We start from the raw sequence: 17,883 nt of genomic DNA on the forward strand, positions 1-17,883 counted from the left end.
TGGCAGCCGCCCTCGCTCCCGGATGTGCGAAGGGCGAGCCGTCCTGGCGGACGGGCTCGCCCTGTCATGTGCGGCCCGCGGGCATCGCCGCCCGGTCCGCGGTGGAAGCACAAGGCGCTCGCACGCCCTGGCGTCACGCGCCGTCGCGGCTGGCGCGCTTGCGCTCGTGTTCCTTCAGATAGCGCTTGCGCAGGCGGATGCTCTTGGGCGTGATCTCCACCAGCTCGTCGTCCTCGATGAACTCCACGCCGTATTCCAGCGTGAGGTCGATCGGCGGCGTGATCTTGATCGCGTCTTCCTTGCCGCTCACGCGGAAGTTGGTGAGCTGCTTGGTGCGCGTGGCGTTCACCACCAGGTCGTTGTCGCGGTTATGCACGCCGACGATCATGCCCTCGTACACGGGGTCGTTGGCCTTCACGAACATGCGGCCGCGGTCGTCCAGCTTGCCCAGGGCATAGGTGAAGATTTCGCCGTCGTCCATGGAGATCAGCACGCCGTTCTTGCGGCCGCCGATGTCGCCGCGGTGGGCCTCATAGCTGTCGAAGATGTTGGCGATCAGACCGGAGCCGCGGGTCAGGTTCAGGAATTCGTTGGTGAAGCCGATCAGGCCGCGCGCCGGAATGCGGTACTCCAGGCGCACGCGGCCGCGACCGTCGGCCTCCATGTTCACCAGCTCGCCCTTGCGTTCGCCCAGCGCCTGCATCACGCCGCCCTGGTGACCTTCCTCGATGTCGGCCGTCACCAGCTCGATGGGCTCGCAGCGCACGCCGTCGATGTCGCGCATCACCACGCGGGGCTTGGACACGGCCAGCTCGTAGCCTTCGCGGCGCATTTCCTCCAGCAGGATGGTCAGGTGCAGCTCACCGCGGCCCGACACTTCGAAGATGCCGTCCGCATCGGTTTCCTTGACGCGCAGCGCCACGTTGGAGCGCAGTTCCTTTTGCAGGCGGTCCCAGATCTGGCGGCTGGTCACGAACTTGCCTTCGCGGCCCGCCAGCGGCGAGGTGTTCACGCAGAAGTTCATCGTCAGCGTGGGCTCATCGATCTTGAGCATGGGCAGCGGCTGCGGGTTGGCGGGATCGGTGATGGTCTCGCCGATGCCCACGTTCTCGATGCCGTTGATGAGCACGATCTCACTGGGGCCGGCCTCGCTCACCTGCACGCGGTCCAGGCCCTGGAACTGGTGGATCTGGTTGATGCGGCCCTTGTAGCTCTCGCCATCAGGGCCGGCCATCACCAGCACCTCCTGGCCCGCCTTGAGCGTGCCCTGGGTGATGCGGCCCACGCCGATACGACCCACGAAGGTGGAGTAGTCCAGCGCCGAGACCTGCATCTGCAGCGGCGCGGCCGGGTCGCCCTTCACGGCCGGCACATGCTTGAGGATGGTCTCGAACAGCGCCGACATGTCGGGGCCCCACTGCTCGCCGGGGTTGCCCTGCTCCAGCGCGCTCCAGCCGTTGATGCCCGAGGCGTAGACCACGGGAAAGTCCAGCTGCTCGTCGGTAGCGCCCAGCTTGTCGAACAGGTCGAAGGCCGCGTTCACCACGTAGTCGGGGCGCGCGCCGGGCTTGTCCACCTTGTTGACCACCACGATGGGTTTGAGGCCCAGGGCCAGCGCCTTCTTGGTCACGAAGCGCGTCTGGGGCATGGGGCCTTCCTGCGCGTCGATCAGCAGCACCACGCCGTCCACCATGGACAGGGCGCGCTCCACCTCGCCGCCGAAGTCCGCGTGGCCAGGTGTGTCCAGGATGTTGATGTGCGTTCCGCCCCAGCTCACGGCGCAGTTCTTGGCCAGGATGGTGATGCCGCGCTCGCGTTCGATGGCGTTGTTGTCCATCACCGTGTCGACGACCTTCTCGTGCTCGGCGAAGGTGCCGGACTGGCGCAGCAGCTGGTCCACCATGGTGGTCTTGCCATGGTCGACGTGGGCGATGATGGCGATGTTGCGGATTTGTTTGCTCATAGCGTTGTTGCTTCCAATGTGCCGCGTTCAGCCCGCGGCGAGCTCTCCAGAATTTGTTGAATTTCGATGGGACTGAGCAGCCGATCTGGAATCAGCTCGCCCCGCAGCACATGGCCCACGCCCAGCAGTGCGCGCGGACGCGCACCGAACACGGCCACGGCCGGCGCATCGGGCCAGGCCCCACGCCGGCGCATGCCTGAGAGGAAACGCCCGGCATTGTCGTCGTCCAGCGTGACAACCGCATGCTGCGCCAGCAGCGTTTCCACGGGCTGCACGCAGGCCATGCGTGCAGCCTCGTCCATGGCCTCCAGCGCCTCCAGGGTGACGCAGCGCTCCACGCCGATGCCCCCGGTGTCGATGCGGCGCAGGAAGGTGAGATGCGCGCCGCAACCCAGCGCCTGGCCGATATCCTCGCCCAGCGTGCGGATGTAGGTGCCCTTGCTGCAGGTTACTATTATTTTTATAGCTATTTGCGCTTGACTGGTCTGCGTTAGGGCCAGTTTTAATGCATGAATCGTGACATCGCGCGCCTCGCGCTCCACGGCGATGCCGGCGCGCGCGTATTCGTACAGCGCCTTGCCATCCTTCTTGAGCGCGCTGTACATGGGCGGCACCTGCCGGATGGGGCCGGTGAACTGCTGCTGCACGGCGGCCAGGCGCTGGGGCGTGAGCTGCGCGGGATCCACCTCGCAGCGCTGCAGCACCTCGCCCTCGGCATCGCCGGTACTCGTCGTGACACCCAGCAGCGCCACGGCCTCGTAGGTCTTGGGCGCCTCCAGCTGCAACTGGCTGAACTTGGTGGCCGCGCCAAAGCACAGCGGCAGCACGCCGCTGGCCAGAGGGTCCAGCGTGCCCGTGTGGCCCGCCTTTTCGGCGCGCAGCAGCCATTTCACCTTCTGCAAGGCGTCGTTGCTGGACAGGCCCAGGGGTTTGTCGAGCAGCAGCACTCCGTGCACCGGGCGCCGCTGCACCCGGATGCGGGGAGCGCGCGCGGTCATGCTTCGTCGTCGTCTTTGGAACGGGAGGCCACCGCGCGCGCGATCAGCGCATTCATGTCGGCCGCCCGTTCGGTGGTGCGGTCGAACACGAAGTGCAGCGTGGGCACGGTGTGGATATGCAGGCGCTTGAACAGGCCGTTGCGCAGGAAGCCTGCAGCCTGGTTCAGCGCCTCCTGGGTCGCCTCGGCATCACCCACGAGCACGCTGAAGAACACCTTGGCGTGCGCATAGTCGGGCGTGACTTCCACGCCCTGCAGCGTGACCATGCCGATCCGCGGGTCCTTCAACTCGCGGATCAGCTCGGTCAGATCGCGCTGGATCTGGTCCGCGACCTTGAAGCCGCGGTTGGGCGTGGAGGATTTCTTCGCAGCCATCTGGAGCCTGCCTTACAGCGTACGGGCGATTTCCTTGATCTCGAACACTTCGAGCATGTCGCCTTCGCGAATGTCGCTGTAGTTCTTGAGCTTGATACCGCACTCGAAGCCTTCCTTGACTTCCTTGACGTCGTCCTTCATGCGGCGCAACGATTCGATTTCGCCCGTGTAGATGACCACGTTGTCGCGCAGCAGGCGGAAGTGGGCATTGCGGGTGACATGGCCTTGCGTGATGTAAGAGCCAGCAATCGTACCGATCTTGGTTGCCACGAACACGGTGCGGATCTCGGCCATGCCGATGATCTCTTCGCGCTTCTCGGGTGCCAGCATGCCCGACATGGCCGACTTCACCTCATCCACGGCGTCGTAGATGATGTTGTAGTAGCGGATATCCACATCGTTGCCTTCGGCCGTCTTGCGGGCCTGGGCGTCGGCACGCACATTGAAGCCGATGATGACCGCCTTCGCGGCAATGGCCAGGTTGACGTCCGACTCGCTGATGCCACCCACGCCGGAGTACACCAGCTGGATCTTGATCTCGTCCGTAGACAGCTTGAGCAGCGATGTGCCCAAGGCCTCCTGCGAGCCCTGCATGTCGGCCTTGATGATGATGGGCAGCGTCTGCACATCGCCCGCATTCATCTCGGCGAACATGTTCTCCAGCTTGGCCGCCTGCTGCTTGGCCAGCTTGGTGTTGCGGAACTTGCCGGCGCGGTAGGTGGCGATTTCACGGGCACGGCGTTCGTCGCTCAGCACCATGAAGTCATCGCCGGCCTGCGGCACTTCGCTCAGGCCCTGGATTTCTACGGGGATCGACGGACCGGCTTCCTTGGTCTGCTTGCCGTCTTCGTCCAGCATGGCACGCACGCGGCCGTAGGTCTGGCCCGCCAGCACCACGTCGCCCACCTTCAGCGTACCGGACTGCACCAGCACGGTGGCCACGGTACCGCGGCCCTTGTCCAGCTGGGCTTCGATCACGATACCCTTGGCGGCGGCCTCGACCGGCGCCTTGAGCTCCAGCACTTCGGCCTGCAGCAGCACCTGCTCAAGCAGCTCGTCAATGCCCATGCCGGTCTTGGAGGACACGGCCACGAAGGGCGAGTCGCCACCGTATTCCTCGGGCACCACCTCTTCCACCACGAGCTCCTGCTTGACGCGCTCGGGGTTGGCATCGGGCTTGTCGGACTTGGTGATGGCCACCACCAGCGGAACACCGGCCGCCTTGGCGTGCTTGATGGCTTCCTTGGTCTGGGGCATCACGCCGTCGTCCGCCGCCACCACCAGGATGACGATGTCGGTGGCCTGCGCACCGCGGGCACGCATGGCCGTGAAGGCCTCGTGACCCGGGGTGTCGAGGAAGGTGACGATGCCGCGCGGTGTTTCCACGTGATAGGCACCGATGTGCTGGGTGATGCCGCCGGCTTCGCCCGAAGCGACCTTGGTACGACGGATGTAGTCCAGCAGCGAGGTCTTGCCGTGGTCCACGTGGCCCATGACGGTCACCACGGGAGCGCGGGGCAGCAGCTCGGCATCCGCGCTGGAGACTTCCTCGTCGGTGAAGGCTTCCGGATCGTCCAGAGCCGCCACCTTGGCCGTGTGGCCCATTTCCTCCACCACGATCATGGCGGTGTCCTGGTCCAGCGGCTGGTTGATAGTGACCATCTGGCCCATCTTCATGAGGGCCTTGATCACCTCCGACGCCTTGATGGCCATCTTGTGGGCCAGTTCGGCCACGGTGATGGTTTCGGGCACATGGACCTCGATCGCGCGGAACTCGACCGGCGCCTGCTGCTGGGGCTGGGCATCGCGGTCATTGCCGCGGCGGCCACGCGGCCCACCACGCCAGTTGCCACGGCCCACGCCACCGCTGCTGTCGCCGCGGGTCTTGATTTCCTTTTTCTTGGCCGTGTCGTTGGCCCAGCTCGACGAGAGCTTGGCCGACTTCACTTCCTTGCCAGCGCCGCTTCCCGGTGCTGCGGGCGCCCCTGCCCGGGCAACACCGCTCGAACCGGTGGCCGGCTTGTGCAGCGTGCCCCTCTTGGCGTCGGCCGTGGTCCCAGGCTTGGCGACGGGCTTGGCTTCCTCGGGCTTCTTCGCCACGAGCACCTTCTTGGGGGCCGCCATCATGGCACGGATGGCCTCGGCCTCGGCCAGGGCCTTGCGGCGACGCTCGTCCAGGTCTGCGGCGCGCGCTGTCTCTTCAGCCGCGCGGGCCTTGGATTCGGCCTCGGCCTTGGCGCGTGCCTCTGCCTGGGCCGCGTTGCGTGCCTCGGCCTCGGCCACTGCCTCACGTTGGGCCTCCGCGCGCTCCGCGGATTCCTGCGCCTTTTTCTCGGCCTGCTGCGCGGCGTAGGCCGCCGCGCGCTCCTCGGCCTCACGCTCGCGCCGCTCGCGGTCTTCGCGCTCGCGCCGCGCAGCGACCAGTTCTTCCTCTTGCCGGCTGATCAACGCGGCCTGGCGGCGCGCCTCTTCCTCGCGGCGGGCCAGCTCCAGATCCTCTGCGGACGGCGCCGCTGCAACGGACTCGGACGCGGACTCGGCGCTGTCGTCGCGCTTGATGAAGGTGCGCTTCTTGCGCACTTCCACTTGGATGGTGCGGGCTTTGCCGGTGGCATCGGCCTGCTTGATCTCGCTGGTGGACTTCTTCACCAGCGTGATCTTCTTGCGATCGCCGCCTGCCGTTCCATGGCTTGCCTGAAGGAAGGCCAGCAGCTTCTGCTTGTCGGCTTCATTCAGGACATCGGACGGCAAGGACTTGGCCACACCGGCTGACTTGAGTTGATCCAGCAAGGTATCAGGCGATTTCTTGAGCTCTGCAGCGAACTCAGCAACAGTATTACTCGACATATTGGATTCGAACCTCCCTGACCTTTACTCTTGTCCCGTGAACCAGTGTTCGCGCGCCTTCATGATCAAGGCCGTCGCATCTTCAGCAGACTGCCCGGTCAGTTCGGTCAGTTCATCAATGGCCAGGTCGGCCAGGTCGTCACGTGTATGCACTCCGCCAGCCGTCAGCTTGGCGATCAACTCGGCGTTCAGCCCTTCGAGGTCCCGCAGATCCTGCGACACGTTGTCCATGCTCTCTTCACGAGCGATTTCCATGGTGAGCAGCGCATCCTTGGCCCGTGCACGCAGTTCGTTCACGGTGTCCTCGTCGAAGCTCTCGATCTCCAGCATTTCCTGCAGCGGCACGTAGGCCACCTCTTCCAGGCTCTCGAAACCTTCCTGGATCAGGATGTCGGCGATTTCCTCGTCCACATCGAGCTTGTCCATGAACAGCTTGCGGGCCGCATCGGTTTCGTCGGCCTGCTTCTGCGCCGATTCGGCGGCGTCCATGATGTTGATCTTCCAGCCCGTGAGATCGGAGGCCAGACGCACGTTCTGACCTCCCCGACCAATCGCGATGGCAAGGTTTTCCTCGTCCACCACCACGTCCATGGCGTGCTTTTCCTCGTCGACGACGATGGATGTTACGTTGGCCGGTGCCAAGGCACCAATCACGAACTGCGCCGGATCATCCGACCAGAGCACGATGTCCACGCGCTCTCCGGCCAGCTCGTTCGTCACGGCATTCACCCGCGTGCCGCGCACGCCCACACAGGTGCCGATCGGGTCCACCCGCTTGTCATGGCTGAGCACGGCGATCTTGGCGCGGCTGCCGGGGTCGCGTGCGCAACTCTTGATTTCCAGCAGACCCTGCTCGATCTCGGGCACCTCGTTGCGGAACAGCTCAATCATGAACTCCGGCGCAGAGCGCGAGAGGATGATGGGCGCGCCACGCAGCGTGAGATCCACGTCCATGATCATGGCGCGCACACGGTCGCCATTGCGCAGATTTTCCTTGGGGATCATCTCGCCGCGGCGAAGGCGCCCTTCCACGCGGCCGGACTCGACGATGATGTCGCCCTTGTCCATGCGCTTGACGGTGCCGGTGAAGATTTTTTCGCCACGCGACATGAAGTCGTTGAGCAGCATCTCTCGCTCAGCATCGCGGATCTTCTGCAGGATCACCTGCTTGGCCGCCATGGCTCCGATGCGCCCGATGGGAACGGACTCCACCGACTCTTCGATGTACTCGCCCACCTCGACGTCGGGAACACGCTCCTGGGCATCCATGAGCAGCTCCTCGGCTTCGGGGTTCTGCAGCCCCGCATCGTCAGGAACCACCAGCCAACGGCGGAAAGTCTCGTATTCGCCACTGTCACGGTCAATGGACACGCGGATGTCCACCTCGCCCTGGTACAGCTTCTTTGTGGCCTGCGCCAGTGCCGACTCCACCGCACCCAAGACCACATCGCGTTCCACGTTCTTTTCGCGCGAAATGGCCTCTACCAACATCAACAATTCGCGATTCATGCGACGACTCTCCTGTTTCTCGATCCTGGCGGGCTGCCGCCATGACACGCCAGCCCCTGTTTGCAGACCCTCAGCCCAAGCTGCCGGGCTTAGCACCCCGCCCCTTAAAGTCCACGATGGACGCGAGCCTCGCCTCTCGCAGTTCATCCAGCGTGAACCCCAGGGCCTGCAGTGGCGCAGGTATACGTTTTTTGCTCACACGCTGCCCCGGCTTGACCGGCGGCTCATCGCTCCAGACGATCTGCCAGCCGCCGGCCTGCGCACGCTCCAGCACGCCACGGAACTTCTTGCGATTGGCATGCACCTGCCCACCTGCCGCGGCTCCCATGGGCTGCTTGAGAGTGATATCGATCACCTCGCCCTCGAAGCGCGTGAAATCCTGTTCATTGCGCAGCAAGCGGTCGATCCCGGGCGAGGACACCTCCAGGCGCTTGTAATCCACGCCATCGACCTCCAGCGCAAACTGCAGCTGGCGCGTGACCTTTTCGCAGTCCTCGACGGTGATGAACTGCTCGGCGACCTGGGCCTCGGCGCCCTCTGCAGGAGGAGCCCACACCAAATCAATGGTGATGCGCAGCAAGCCTCCCGCGGAGCACTCAATCTCCACCAGGTCATAGCCCAACCCGGCCACGGTCTGTTCAACGATTTGCTGCAATGCCACGTGTGTGCGCTCTATCCAATTCCAGTTGAAAGGCTTGCGCGGCCCGCAAAATCACCAGCAGCCGCAAACCAAAAAGCAAACGCCCAAAAAAAACGGGCGGTGAGTACCCGCCCGTTTTGGTCGTGAAGCGGGTATTGTAGCCGCTAACGCGCCGCCATGCAAAGACCAGCGGCACGCATCTTGCATCCCGCCATTGCTACCTGCTGGCAGCAATCCGCTGAAACAGCGCCTGCGCCTGGGCATCGGCAGGGTGTGAATCCGGATCCTCCTGCAAGCCTTGCAGCATGCGCCCCAGAACCCTCGACTGAGGCAGCACCGGCCCAAAAAATCGCGCCACCCGGCCATCGGCAATCAAAATGGTGGGGAAGGTTTCCACATCGACGTCCCCCACGACCGCCTCCTCGTCCTCCACGTCCACCCACTCAAATCGAACCTGCGGCCAATCTCCTGCCAGCGCCTCGAAGGCACTCCGGTATTCACGGCACACCCCACACCACTGCGCGCAAAGGCACACCACCCACCAGGGCTGCCGTTCCGAGGAAGATGGAGCCCGCGCCGGCCACGCGGTCTTGATATCCATGCGATCAGTCCTTCCGCTCAAAAAACGCTCGCTAGCGCGGCGGGCATTGATCGTATCGGTCTTTCACCCTACCCCAGACCTTGCTGGCACTCGAGAGAGCAATCACGGGCAAGACAAGGCCCCCTCAACCACGCCCCACAAAAGGCATCTTCGTGGCCATGACGGTATGGAACATCACATTGGCCTCCAGTGGCAGATTCGCCATGTACAGCACGGACTGCCCCACGACGCCCACATCCATCAGAGGCTCCGCGGCAACCTGGCCATTGGCCTGCTGCACCCCTTGCGTCATGCGCTGCGCCAGCTCCGTCTGTGCATTGCCCACATCGATCTGCCCCACAGCGATGTCGTATTTGCGCCCGTCGAGAGAGGCCGACTTCGTCATGCCCATCACGGCATGTTTGGTGGACGTATAGGCGATGGAATTGGGTCGTGGCGCATGGGCCGAAATGGAGCCATTGTTGATGATGCGCCCGCCGCGCGGCAACTGCGCCTTCATCACCCGAAAGGCGTTCTGGATGCAGAAGAACATGCCATTCATGTTGATGTCCACCACGCTCTTCCACTGCTCCACCGACAAGTCCTCGAGCGGAATGGCCGGCGCACCCACTCCCGCATTGTTGAACAGCAGATCCACCCGCCCAAACCGCTGCACCGCTCCATCAAACAGCTGGTGCACGGCCACGGGATCCGCCACATCCGTCGGGACGACCAGGGCTCGCGCACCGGCCCCCGACTCTTGCACAACATCGAGCAACGGCTGCTCACGCCGCCCCGCCAAGGCCACGCTCCAACCATCCTTGAGCAAGGCCAGCGCCGCTGCCCGGCCAATGCCGGTCCCCGCCCCCGTAACGATGGCAATCCTTGAAGTCTCACTCATGCCTGATCTTTCCTGGTTTTGATATCCATCCGTATGGACGGACAGCGACCTTGCGGTCAGCCTCGCGACCGACGTCCCTTGCTACCACCCTTGCCGGTGCCATGCTTTTTGCCAGCAGCCGGCTTACCCTGGACCTTCTCCTTCATCGGCCTTGTTCCGCCGCCCTTGGCAGCCGTATGCACCTGCGCGCGCGAGCGCTCCTCCTCAGCCGAGCGGCGCTTGGACGGCTCACGCCCTTTCGAAGGCCTGGTCGGCAGGGCCTCGCCCCCTTCGTTCACCAACCGAAAATCCACCCTGCGGCCGTCCAGATCCACGCGACTCACCTGCACCCGCACGCGTGCGCCAATGGAATAGCGGATGCCTGTGCGCTCGCCACGCAACTCCTGCCGGGCCTCGTCGAACTTGAAGTATTCCCCACCCAGCTCCGTGATGTGGACCAGCCCTTCAACGTACAGCGCATCCAGGGTCACGAAGATGCCAAAGCTGGTCACGGCGCTGACGACACCGCTGTATTCCTCCCCGAGATGCTCGCGCATGTACTGGCACTTGAGCCACGCCTCCACATCGCGGCTGGCCTCGTCGGCGCGGCGTTCGTTGGCACTGCAGTGCAGCCCGGCGGCCTCCCAGGCCTGGGTTTCACGGACACTGATGGCCCCGCCCTTGCGCGGACGGATGGATGGCTCGGCAGCCTTGGCGGCGAGACGCTTGGCCAGCTTGAACTGAGCCTCCCCAGGGGTCGGCAAGGCCGGCAAGGCGTACTTGGTGCCGCCCAGAATGGACTTGATGACACGATGCACCAGCAGGTCGGGATAGCGGCGAATGGGGCTGGTGAAATGGGTATAGGCCTGAAACGCCAGACCGAAGTGCCCGCTGTTGATCGGCGTATAGATCGCCTGCTGCATGGAGCGCAGCAGCATGGTGTGGATCTGCTGCGCGTCGGGCCGATCCTTGGTGGCCTCCGCAATGGCCTGGAACTCGGCTGGCCGCGGCTCATCCCCGATCGACATGCCAACACCCATGGCCTTCAGGTAGGCGCGCAGGATTTCCTGCTTCTCCGGCGTGGGCCCCTCGTGCACGCGATACAGGCCCGCCCGACCAGCCTGCTCGATGAAGTCCGCGCTGCAGACATTGGCAGCCAGCATGGCTTCCTCGATCAACCGGTGCGCCTCGGTCCGCACGCGCGGCACGATCTTGTCGATGCGGCCGTTGTCATCGCAGACGATCTGGGTCTCCGTGGTTTCAAAGTCAACAGCCCCGCGCTGCTGCCGCGCCGCCAGCAGCGCACGGTAGACATCGTGCAGATTGAGCAGATCGGCCACGCGCTCCTGGCGCTTGACGGCCTCCGGGCCCCGCGTATTGGCCAGCACGGCAGCCACCTCGTTGTAGGTAAAGCGGGCGTGGCTGAGCATCACTGCCGGATAGAACTGATACGCGTGTATCTCCCCCTTGGCAGTCACCATCATGTCGCACACCATGCACAGGCGCTCGACATACGGATTCAGTGAACACAGGCCATTCGAGAGCTTCTCCGGCAGCATGGGGATCACACGCCGCGGGAAATACACGCTCGTGGCGCGATCGTAGGCATCCACGTCGATGGCACTGCCCGTCTCCACGTAGTGGCTCACATCGGCAATGGCCACCAGCAAGCGCCACCCCTTGCTCCGGCCGATCTTCGCCGGCTCGCAGTACACGGCATCGTCGAAGTCACGCGCATCCTCGCCATCTATGGTGACGAGCGGGACATCCGTGAGATCGACACGGCGGCGCTTGTCCTGCGCGCGCACCTTGTCCGGCAATGCCTTCGCCTGCTCCAGGCAGGCCTCGGAGAACTCATGCGGCACGCCATACTTGCGCACAGCGATCTCCACCTCCATGCCCGGGTCATCGACCTCCCCCAGCACCTCGACCACCCGCCCCACGGGCTGACCAAACAGCGCCGGAGGCTCGGTCAATTGCACCACGACGACCTGGCCGGCGGTTGCAGCCCCCGTGGCACCCTTGGGAATCAGCACGTCCTGCCCATAGCGTTTGTCCTCGGGGGCCACCAGCCAAACACCGCTCTCCTGCAGCAGCCTGCCGATGATGGGCTGCGGCGGCCGCTCCACAATCTCGACAATGCGCCCCTCAGGCCTGCCGCGCCTGTCTTGGCGCACGATGCGAACCCGCACGCGATCCTTGTGCAGCACCGCTCGCATCTCGTTGGGAGGAATGTAGATGTCGGGCTCACCATCGTCGCGGATGACAAACCCATGCCCGTCCCTGTGGCCCTGTACGCTGCCCTCAATCTCGTCCAATGAATTTTGCGAGACGGGTGCGTTCGAGTGATTTTTTTTGATATACAATCTGAGTCTTTCCTGAAATGCCCAGGTGGCGGAATTGGTAGACGCACTAGTTTCAGGTACTAGCGAGTAACATCGTGGAGGTTCGAGTCCTCTCCTGGGCACCAAAACAAAGAAAAAGCCGCTAATGCAAGTTAGCGGCTTTTTTGCTTTTTGCCCTCTCTTCAGGGACGGAGGCCTTTGCCCGGATCGCGTCCGGCGTTGCACCGATCCAGTCCGGCCCGCAACCAACGCAGGCTGGCGCGCACCACGCTGCGGTGCCACACTGTGCCCATCGCCACCGGCCCCGCGCCGGCCTGCCCGGATGCCACAGGAGGAGCCCCATGACCACCCCCCACACCGTGTACGCCTGCATCGATGGACTGGCCACCACCCACGCCGTGGTGGATGGCGCCTTCTGGGCCGCGCAGCGCCTCCAGGCCCCCATGGCCCTGCTGCACGCGCTGGAGCGGCCCGAGCCCATGCCCCCCGTGGGCGACTACAGCGGCGTGATCGGCATGGGCGCGCAGGATCTGCTGCTGCAGCGCCTGAACACGCTGGACGAAGAGCGCAGCCAGGTTGCGCAAGAGGCCGCGCGCCGCATGCTGGCCGAGGCCCAGGCCCGGGTGGATGCCAGCCGCGTGCCGTCGCTGCAAGCGCTGCTGCGCCATGGCGAACTGACCGACGTACTGCTGGAGCACGAGCCCAGCGCCCGCCTCTTCGTGCTGGGGCGCCAGCACCGTGCCACAGCGCCGCGCAGGCTGCGGCTGGACCACCGCGTGGAGAGCGTGATCCGCAGCGTGCGCCAGCCCGTTCTGGTGATGACCACACCCGACTTCACCGCGCCTGCCGGCTTTGTCGTCGCCTTCGACGGCAGCGATACGGCCCGGCGCGCCGTGGAGGCCGTGGCCCGCAGCCCGCTGCTGCGCGGCATGCCCGGCCTGCTGGCCATGGCCGGCGAGCCCACACTGGAAATGCTGGAACGGCTGCAGAGTGCCCAGGCGCATCTGGAGCAGGCCGGCTTCGACATCACCACCCAGATCGTGCCCGGCGTGCCTGAAGAGGCCCTGCCCGCCTTGCTGCAATCGCGCGGCAACGTGCTGCTGGTGCTGGGCGCCTATGGGCACTCCCGCATCCGCCAGCTCATCGTGGGCAGCACCACCACCGCCCTGCTGCGGCTGTGCACGGTGCCGGTGCTGGTGCTGCGTTAAAGCCCGCAACTCCTAAAATAATAGCTATCAGCGCTTGATGTACAAGCGCCGGAGCCATTTTCCATTCATATTTCGCCCTCCAGTACCGGCATCACCCCGTCACTTCGGCCTCGACGAGCTGCGCCAGTTGCAGCAGCGACTCCTGCCATCCCAAGTAGCAGGCCTCGGCCGGGATGGCGGCGGGAATGCCTTCCTGCACCACCATCAGCTCCGTGCCCACGGCCACGGCGCGAAATTCCACCGTGGTGAGCATCTGCCCCGGCAGGTTCGGGTCCTCGAACGCATCGCTGTAGCGCAGGCGCACTCCTGGCACCAGCTCCAGGTAGGTGCCGCCAAAGGCATGCTGCTGGCCATTGCCGAAGTGGGTGAACGACATGCGGTAGCTGCCGCCCACCCGCGCGTCGATGTTGTGCACGCGACCCGTGAAGCCGAAGGGCGGCAGCCACTTGGCCATGGCGTCGGCATCGAGAAACGCTCGGTAGACACGATCCGGCGGAGCCCGCAGCACCCGGTGCAGCCGGACGGTCGAAGCGGTGGTGTCAGAGGCAGGCTGGTTCATGGAAACACTCCTTTACAGAAAGCGCAGAGGATGGCCCTCTTGCCCCGTGGCGTACAGGCCCGCCCAGAATCCATATGCGGGCATCAGGGGGATCCACCTCGCCAAAGGCGCAGCCAATCGAGCCCCGCCGTGGTGCCGCCGGCCGACGCGTCGCGCGGCCGGTACTCGCACCCGACCCAGCCGTCAAAACCCGCCGGGCCACTGAACGCATCGATCACGCCGAACAGGTGTTCGTAGCGCACCTCGCCCAGGTCCGGCTCATGGCGCTCGGGCACGCCGGCGATCTGCACATGGCCCACCCGGCCCGTGGGTAGATAGCGGCGCAGCGCCATGGTCAGGTCGCCCTCCATGATCTGGCAGTGGTACAGGTCCATCTGCACCTGCACGTTGGCAGCACCCACGCGCTCCAGCAAGGCATGGGCCTGCGCCTGGCGCTGCAGCATGTAGCCCGGCATGTCGCGCCCGTTGATGGGCTCGATCTGCAGCCGCACGCCGCAGGCGGCCGCCTGCGGTGCGGCCCAGGCCAGGTTCTCCACAAAGGTCTGCTCGGCCCGCGCCATGGACACATCCGGCGGCACCACGCCCGCCATCACATGCACCCGTTCGCAGCGCAGGGCGGCGGCGTATTCCAGCGCGCGCGCCAGGTCTGCGCGGAACTGGGCCTCGCGCCCTGGCAGGCAGGCCAGGCCCCGTTCGCCCGCGGTCCAGTCGCCGGGCGGTGCGTTGAAGAGTACCTGGGTGAGCCCATGGTCCGCCAGCCGCCGCGCAATCTCATCGGCCGGATGGTCGTAGGGAAACAAATATTCCACGCCCCTGAAGCCATCGCGCGCGGCGGCGGCAAAGCGGTCGAGGAAGGCATGCTCCGCGTAGAGCATGGAGAGATTGGCGGCGAAGCGGGGCATGGGAGGGCTGTGGCAAGAAAAAGGGGCGCCGGGCCACTGGCCCGGCGCCCCGCCCATTCTAGGAACGGCAAAACGCCGCGGCCGTCAGGGGAAGGTGAAGTTCACCGTCTGGACCGATCCGGCGGCCAGCGGCAGCAGGGCCTGCTGCTTGTCCGCCTGCCCCGCCAGGCGCGCCCGCATGACGTAGCGGCTGGCCGCCACCGCATCCGCGGCGAACACCAGCGGATTGGGCGCCGCCGCATAGGGCGCCACCAGCGGCGCGGCCGTGGGCAGCGCGAAGCTGTAGCCACCGGTCACGCCGTCCACCGGCCGTGCGGCCACCTCCACCGTCGTTCCGACCGTCAGCGGTTGCAGGGCGCGCACAAAGGTGTCCACGGGCGCCGTTCCACGCACCGTTCCCACGGGCGACACGGGCAGCACCAGGGGCAGCGCCGCGCCGGCCACGGGGGTGACCTGCTGCGCCAGCACGGGCACCTGGGTCACGACAGCCGTGGTCCGTCCGGGCGCGGTCATCACCAGGGTGTAGTTGCCCGGCGCCACCGGCTGCAGCAGGTAGCGGCCCGAGGCATCGGGCACCGTGGCGCGCACAACCTCGCCCTGGGACTGCAGCGTGACCGTGGCCGCGAGCCCCGGCTCCACGAAGCCCTGCACGCCCGAAATCAGGCGCGGGATGACCGACACCACGGGCTTGAGCAAGTAGCGCCCCGAGGCGCCGGCGGTGACGACAGACTTGCAGGCATCGAAGTCGAGCACGAAGTCCGCCATCTGGTTCGCCGCGACGTCGATGTTCACGTTCATCTTCACGCCGCTTTGCTGGCCGCTGGGCGTGGTCAGCGCTACGGCGCTCGAACCCGAGGGAATCACGGCATTGGCCAGCGGAGCGCCGCCGCCGTTGCTGGCCAGCACCAGGCGCATCTGGGTGTACTTGCCCACCGGCAGCGGCATTTCGCCCAGCTCCAGCAACACACCATTGGTCAGCGACAGCAGGTCCACGCGGCGCGCGGGGTTGAGCGTGATCTCGGACCAGCCGGGCGCGTCGTCCGCCGCGCTGGCGCTCTGGTGCACGCGCACCTTCTCCACCGTCACGAAGACGGCGTCGTAGCCACAGCTGGGCGCATCCGTCAGTGCCAGGCGCAGGGTGCCCTTGCCGCCCTCGCCGCCGCCGTCACCGCCCCCGCCGCCACATGCCGCCAGCGCGGCCAACACAGTGGCGCCCGCAAGGCACCGAAAAAAGGGAATGGGGTTTGGGGCCATGGGTAGCTTCTCCTCGCTGTGGATCGGTTGGAACGGGCCGGCCCGCCTGCGCGGCCGGCACCACCCGCATTGTGAAAGCGCGCCCGGGCACCGGCCCGCAGGCAGATGTCAAAAGTGTTGCCCGATGTATTTCAGCGACCCGCGCCCGGCCATGCGCCTCAGCCCGGCCGCGCGGCCTCCACCAGCCGCTGCGTGTAGGGGTGGCGGGGTGCGTCCAGCACCTGCTGCACGCTGCCGCTTTCCAGCACCTCGCCGTCCTTCATGACGATCACCTCATGCGCCATGGCGCGCACCACGGCCACGTCGTGGGTGATCAGCAGATACGACAGCGCACGTTCCTTTTGCAGGCGCTGCAGCAACCCCAGCACCTGCTGCTGGATGGTCACGTCAAGCGCGCTTGTGGGCTCGTCCAGCACCAGCAGCTGCGGCTCGACGATGAGAGCCCGCGCGATCGCCAGGCGCTGGCGCTGCCCCCCGGAAAACTCATGCGGGTAGCGCGCCAGCAGGCCGGGGAACTGCGCATCCGTCAGCCCCACCTCGGCCAGCATGGCAGCCACGCGCGCGCGGCGTTCGGGCAGGGGCAGCCCGGGGGCATGCACCCGCAGGCCCTCGCCCACGATTTCCTCGACCGTCATGCGCGGCGACAGGGACGAGAACGGGTCCTGGAATACCACCTGCACCTGCCGGCGCAGTTGCTGGTTGTGGGCACTGTTGCGGTGCGCGGGCTGTTGCCAGGACTGGCCCGCCACCTGCAGCTCACCCCGCGAAGGCAGCAGGCCCAGCAGCGCCTGGGCCAGGGTGGACTTGCCCGAGCCCGACTCGCCCACCACGCCCAGCGTGCGTGCGCGCTGGATGCGAAACCCTGCCCCCTGCACGGCCACGAACTCCCCCTTGGAAAACCAGCCGCGAAAACCCGGCAGCGGCACCGGGTAGGCCACGCGCAGCCCTCCGGCCTGGGCCGCCGGCGTGGCCGCGTCGACCACCACGCCCTCGATCACATCGCGCCGCGGCGTGCTGCCGATCAGCTTGCGCGTGTAGGCATGCTGCGGCGCCCCGAAGACCTGGGCCACCGCGCCCTGCTCCACCAGCACGCCCTGCTCCATCACCGCCACGCGATCGGCAAAGCGGCGCACCAGCAGCAGGTCGTGCGTGATCATCAGCACGGCCATGCCGGTCTGGCGCTGCAGGTCGGACAGCAGGTCGAGAATCTGGCCGCGCAGCGTCACGTCCAGCGCCGTGGTGGGCTCATCGGCCAGCAGCAGCTTGGGCCGGCTGGCCAGTGCCATGGCGATCACAGCGCGCTGGCGTTGCCCGCCCGAGAGCTGGTGCGGATAGCTCTGCGCACGCCGCGCGGGCTCCGGAATGCCGGTACTAGCTATCAATTCAATAGCTGATTGCGCGCTCTGTGCCTTGCTCAAGGCCTGTTTCAGAATCAAGACCTCGGCAATCTGCTCGCCCACGGTCATGAGCGGGTTCAGCGCCGTCATGGGTTCCTGGAACACCATGGCGATGTCCCCGCCGCGCACGCCGCGCAGCTCGCGCTCGGTCAGCTGCAACAGGTCGCGCCCCCCCATCAGCGCCTGTCCGTCCAGTTGCGCGTCGCCCGCCAGCCGCAGCAGCGCCAGCGCCGTCACGGTCTTGCCCGAGCCGGACTCGCCCACCAGGGCCAGCTTTTCGCCGGGGGCGATGTCGAAGCTCACGCCGTGCACCACCGCCTTGGCGCCGAAGCGCACGCTCAAGTCGCGCACCTGCAGCAGCGGCGGTGACTGGGGGTTCATGGGAGCGGTGGCACGCATGGCGGTCTGTGTGGTTGGTGACAGAGGG

Annotated in this window: 14 protein-coding genes and 1 tRNA gene; 2 read left to right on the plus strand and 13 right to left on the minus strand. The window is 66.0% G+C overall.

The window, feature by feature from the left end:
- Positions 1-133 precede the first annotated feature (133 nt).
- The 9 genes from typA to rnr all read right to left on the minus strand — a co-directional run bounded on the left by typA (position 134) and on the right by rnr (position 12,157).
- Entirely contained in the window at positions 134-1,963 is a 1,830-nt protein-coding gene (typA, locus tag BP68_RS14805) for a translational GTPase TypA (protein WP_496373094.1), read from the minus strand.
- Entirely contained in the window at positions 1,960-2,961 is a 1,002-nt protein-coding gene (gene truB / locus BP68_RS14810) for a tRNA pseudouridine(55) synthase TruB (RefSeq protein WP_496373096.1), read from the minus strand. The genes typA and truB overlap by 4 nt, the downstream gene beginning before the upstream one ends.
- Positions 2,958-3,335: a 30S ribosome-binding factor RbfA gene (gene rbfA, locus BP68_RS14815; protein WP_496373098.1), complete on the minus strand. Its 378-nt coding sequence runs from the start codon at positions 3,333-3,335 to the stop codon at positions 2,958-2,960. The genes truB and rbfA overlap by 4 nt, the downstream gene beginning before the upstream one ends.
- Positions 3,336-3,347: 12 nt before the next feature.
- Positions 3,348-6,182 carry a translation initiation factor IF-2 gene (gene infB, locus BP68_RS14820; RefSeq protein WP_496373100.1) on the minus strand — a complete coding sequence of 945 codons (2,835 nt, stop codon included), beginning with the start codon at positions 6,180-6,182 and terminating at the stop codon, positions 3,348-3,350.
- A gap of 24 nt (positions 6,183-6,206) precedes the next feature.
- On the minus strand, positions 6,207-7,691 hold the full coding sequence (gene nusA / locus BP68_RS14825; RefSeq protein WP_496373102.1) for a transcription termination factor NusA: 1,485 nt from the start codon (positions 7,689-7,691) through the stop codon (positions 6,207-6,209).
- 70 nt (positions 7,692-7,761) lie between these two features.
- Complete coding sequence (rimP, locus tag BP68_RS14830) at positions 7,762-8,352, minus strand: ribosome maturation factor RimP (protein WP_496373104.1); 591 nt, start codon at positions 8,350-8,352, stop codon at positions 7,762-7,764.
- Positions 8,353-8,548: 196 nt separating this feature from the next.
- The gene (locus BP68_RS14835; protein WP_496373106.1) at positions 8,549-8,932 is read right to left on the minus strand and encodes a thioredoxin family protein; all 384 of its coding nucleotides are present in this window, start codon (positions 8,930-8,932) and stop codon (positions 8,549-8,551) included.
- A gap of 124 nt (positions 8,933-9,056) precedes the next feature.
- Positions 9,057-9,812, minus strand: coding sequence for an SDR family oxidoreductase (locus BP68_RS14840; RefSeq protein ID WP_496373108.1), 756 nt, complete (start codon positions 9,810-9,812; stop codon positions 9,057-9,059).
- 56 nt (positions 9,813-9,868) lie between these two features.
- Positions 9,869-12,157 carry a ribonuclease R gene (gene rnr / locus BP68_RS14845; protein WP_496373110.1) on the minus strand — a complete coding sequence of 763 codons (2,289 nt, stop codon included), beginning with the start codon at positions 12,155-12,157 and terminating at the stop codon, positions 9,869-9,871.
- Between the two features lie 19 nt (positions 12,158-12,176).
- Here rnr and BP68_RS14850 point away from each other — a divergent pair.
- Together BP68_RS14850 and BP68_RS14855 are read left to right on the plus strand one after the other, a co-directional pair.
- A tRNA-Leu gene (locus BP68_RS14850) sits at positions 12,177-12,261 on the plus strand.
- A 216-nt stretch (positions 12,262-12,477) separates the two neighbouring features.
- Entirely contained in the window at positions 12,478-13,344 is an 867-nt protein-coding gene (locus BP68_RS14855; RefSeq protein ID WP_496373112.1) for a universal stress protein, read from the plus strand.
- 91 nt (positions 13,345-13,435) lie between these two features.
- Here the strand turns inward: BP68_RS14855 and BP68_RS14860 are convergent, their stop codons facing one another.
- The 4 genes from BP68_RS14860 to BP68_RS14875 form a co-directional block, all read right to left on the minus strand.
- Positions 13,436-13,903 carry an SRPBCC family protein gene (locus tag BP68_RS14860; protein ID WP_496373114.1) on the minus strand — a complete coding sequence of 156 codons (468 nt, stop codon included), beginning with the start codon at positions 13,901-13,903 and terminating at the stop codon, positions 13,436-13,438.
- 83 nt (positions 13,904-13,986) lie between these two features.
- Positions 13,987-14,805, minus strand: coding sequence for a 2-oxo-tetronate isomerase (otnI, locus tag BP68_RS14865; RefSeq protein ID WP_496373116.1), 819 nt, complete (start codon positions 14,803-14,805; stop codon positions 13,987-13,989).
- An 84-nt stretch (positions 14,806-14,889) separates the two neighbouring features.
- Positions 14,890-16,059: a DUF4382 domain-containing protein gene (locus BP68_RS14870; protein WP_496373118.1), complete on the minus strand. Its 1,170-nt coding sequence runs from the start codon at positions 16,057-16,059 to the stop codon at positions 14,890-14,892.
- Positions 16,060-16,217: 158 nt separating this feature from the next.
- Positions 16,218-17,855 carry an ABC transporter ATP-binding protein gene (locus BP68_RS14875; protein WP_496373120.1) on the minus strand — a complete coding sequence of 546 codons (1,638 nt, stop codon included), beginning with the start codon at positions 17,853-17,855 and terminating at the stop codon, positions 16,218-16,220.
- Positions 17,856-17,883: the final 28 nt, after the last annotated feature.

It is taken from the genome of Diaphorobacter oryzae DSM 22780, assembly GCF_059568935.1.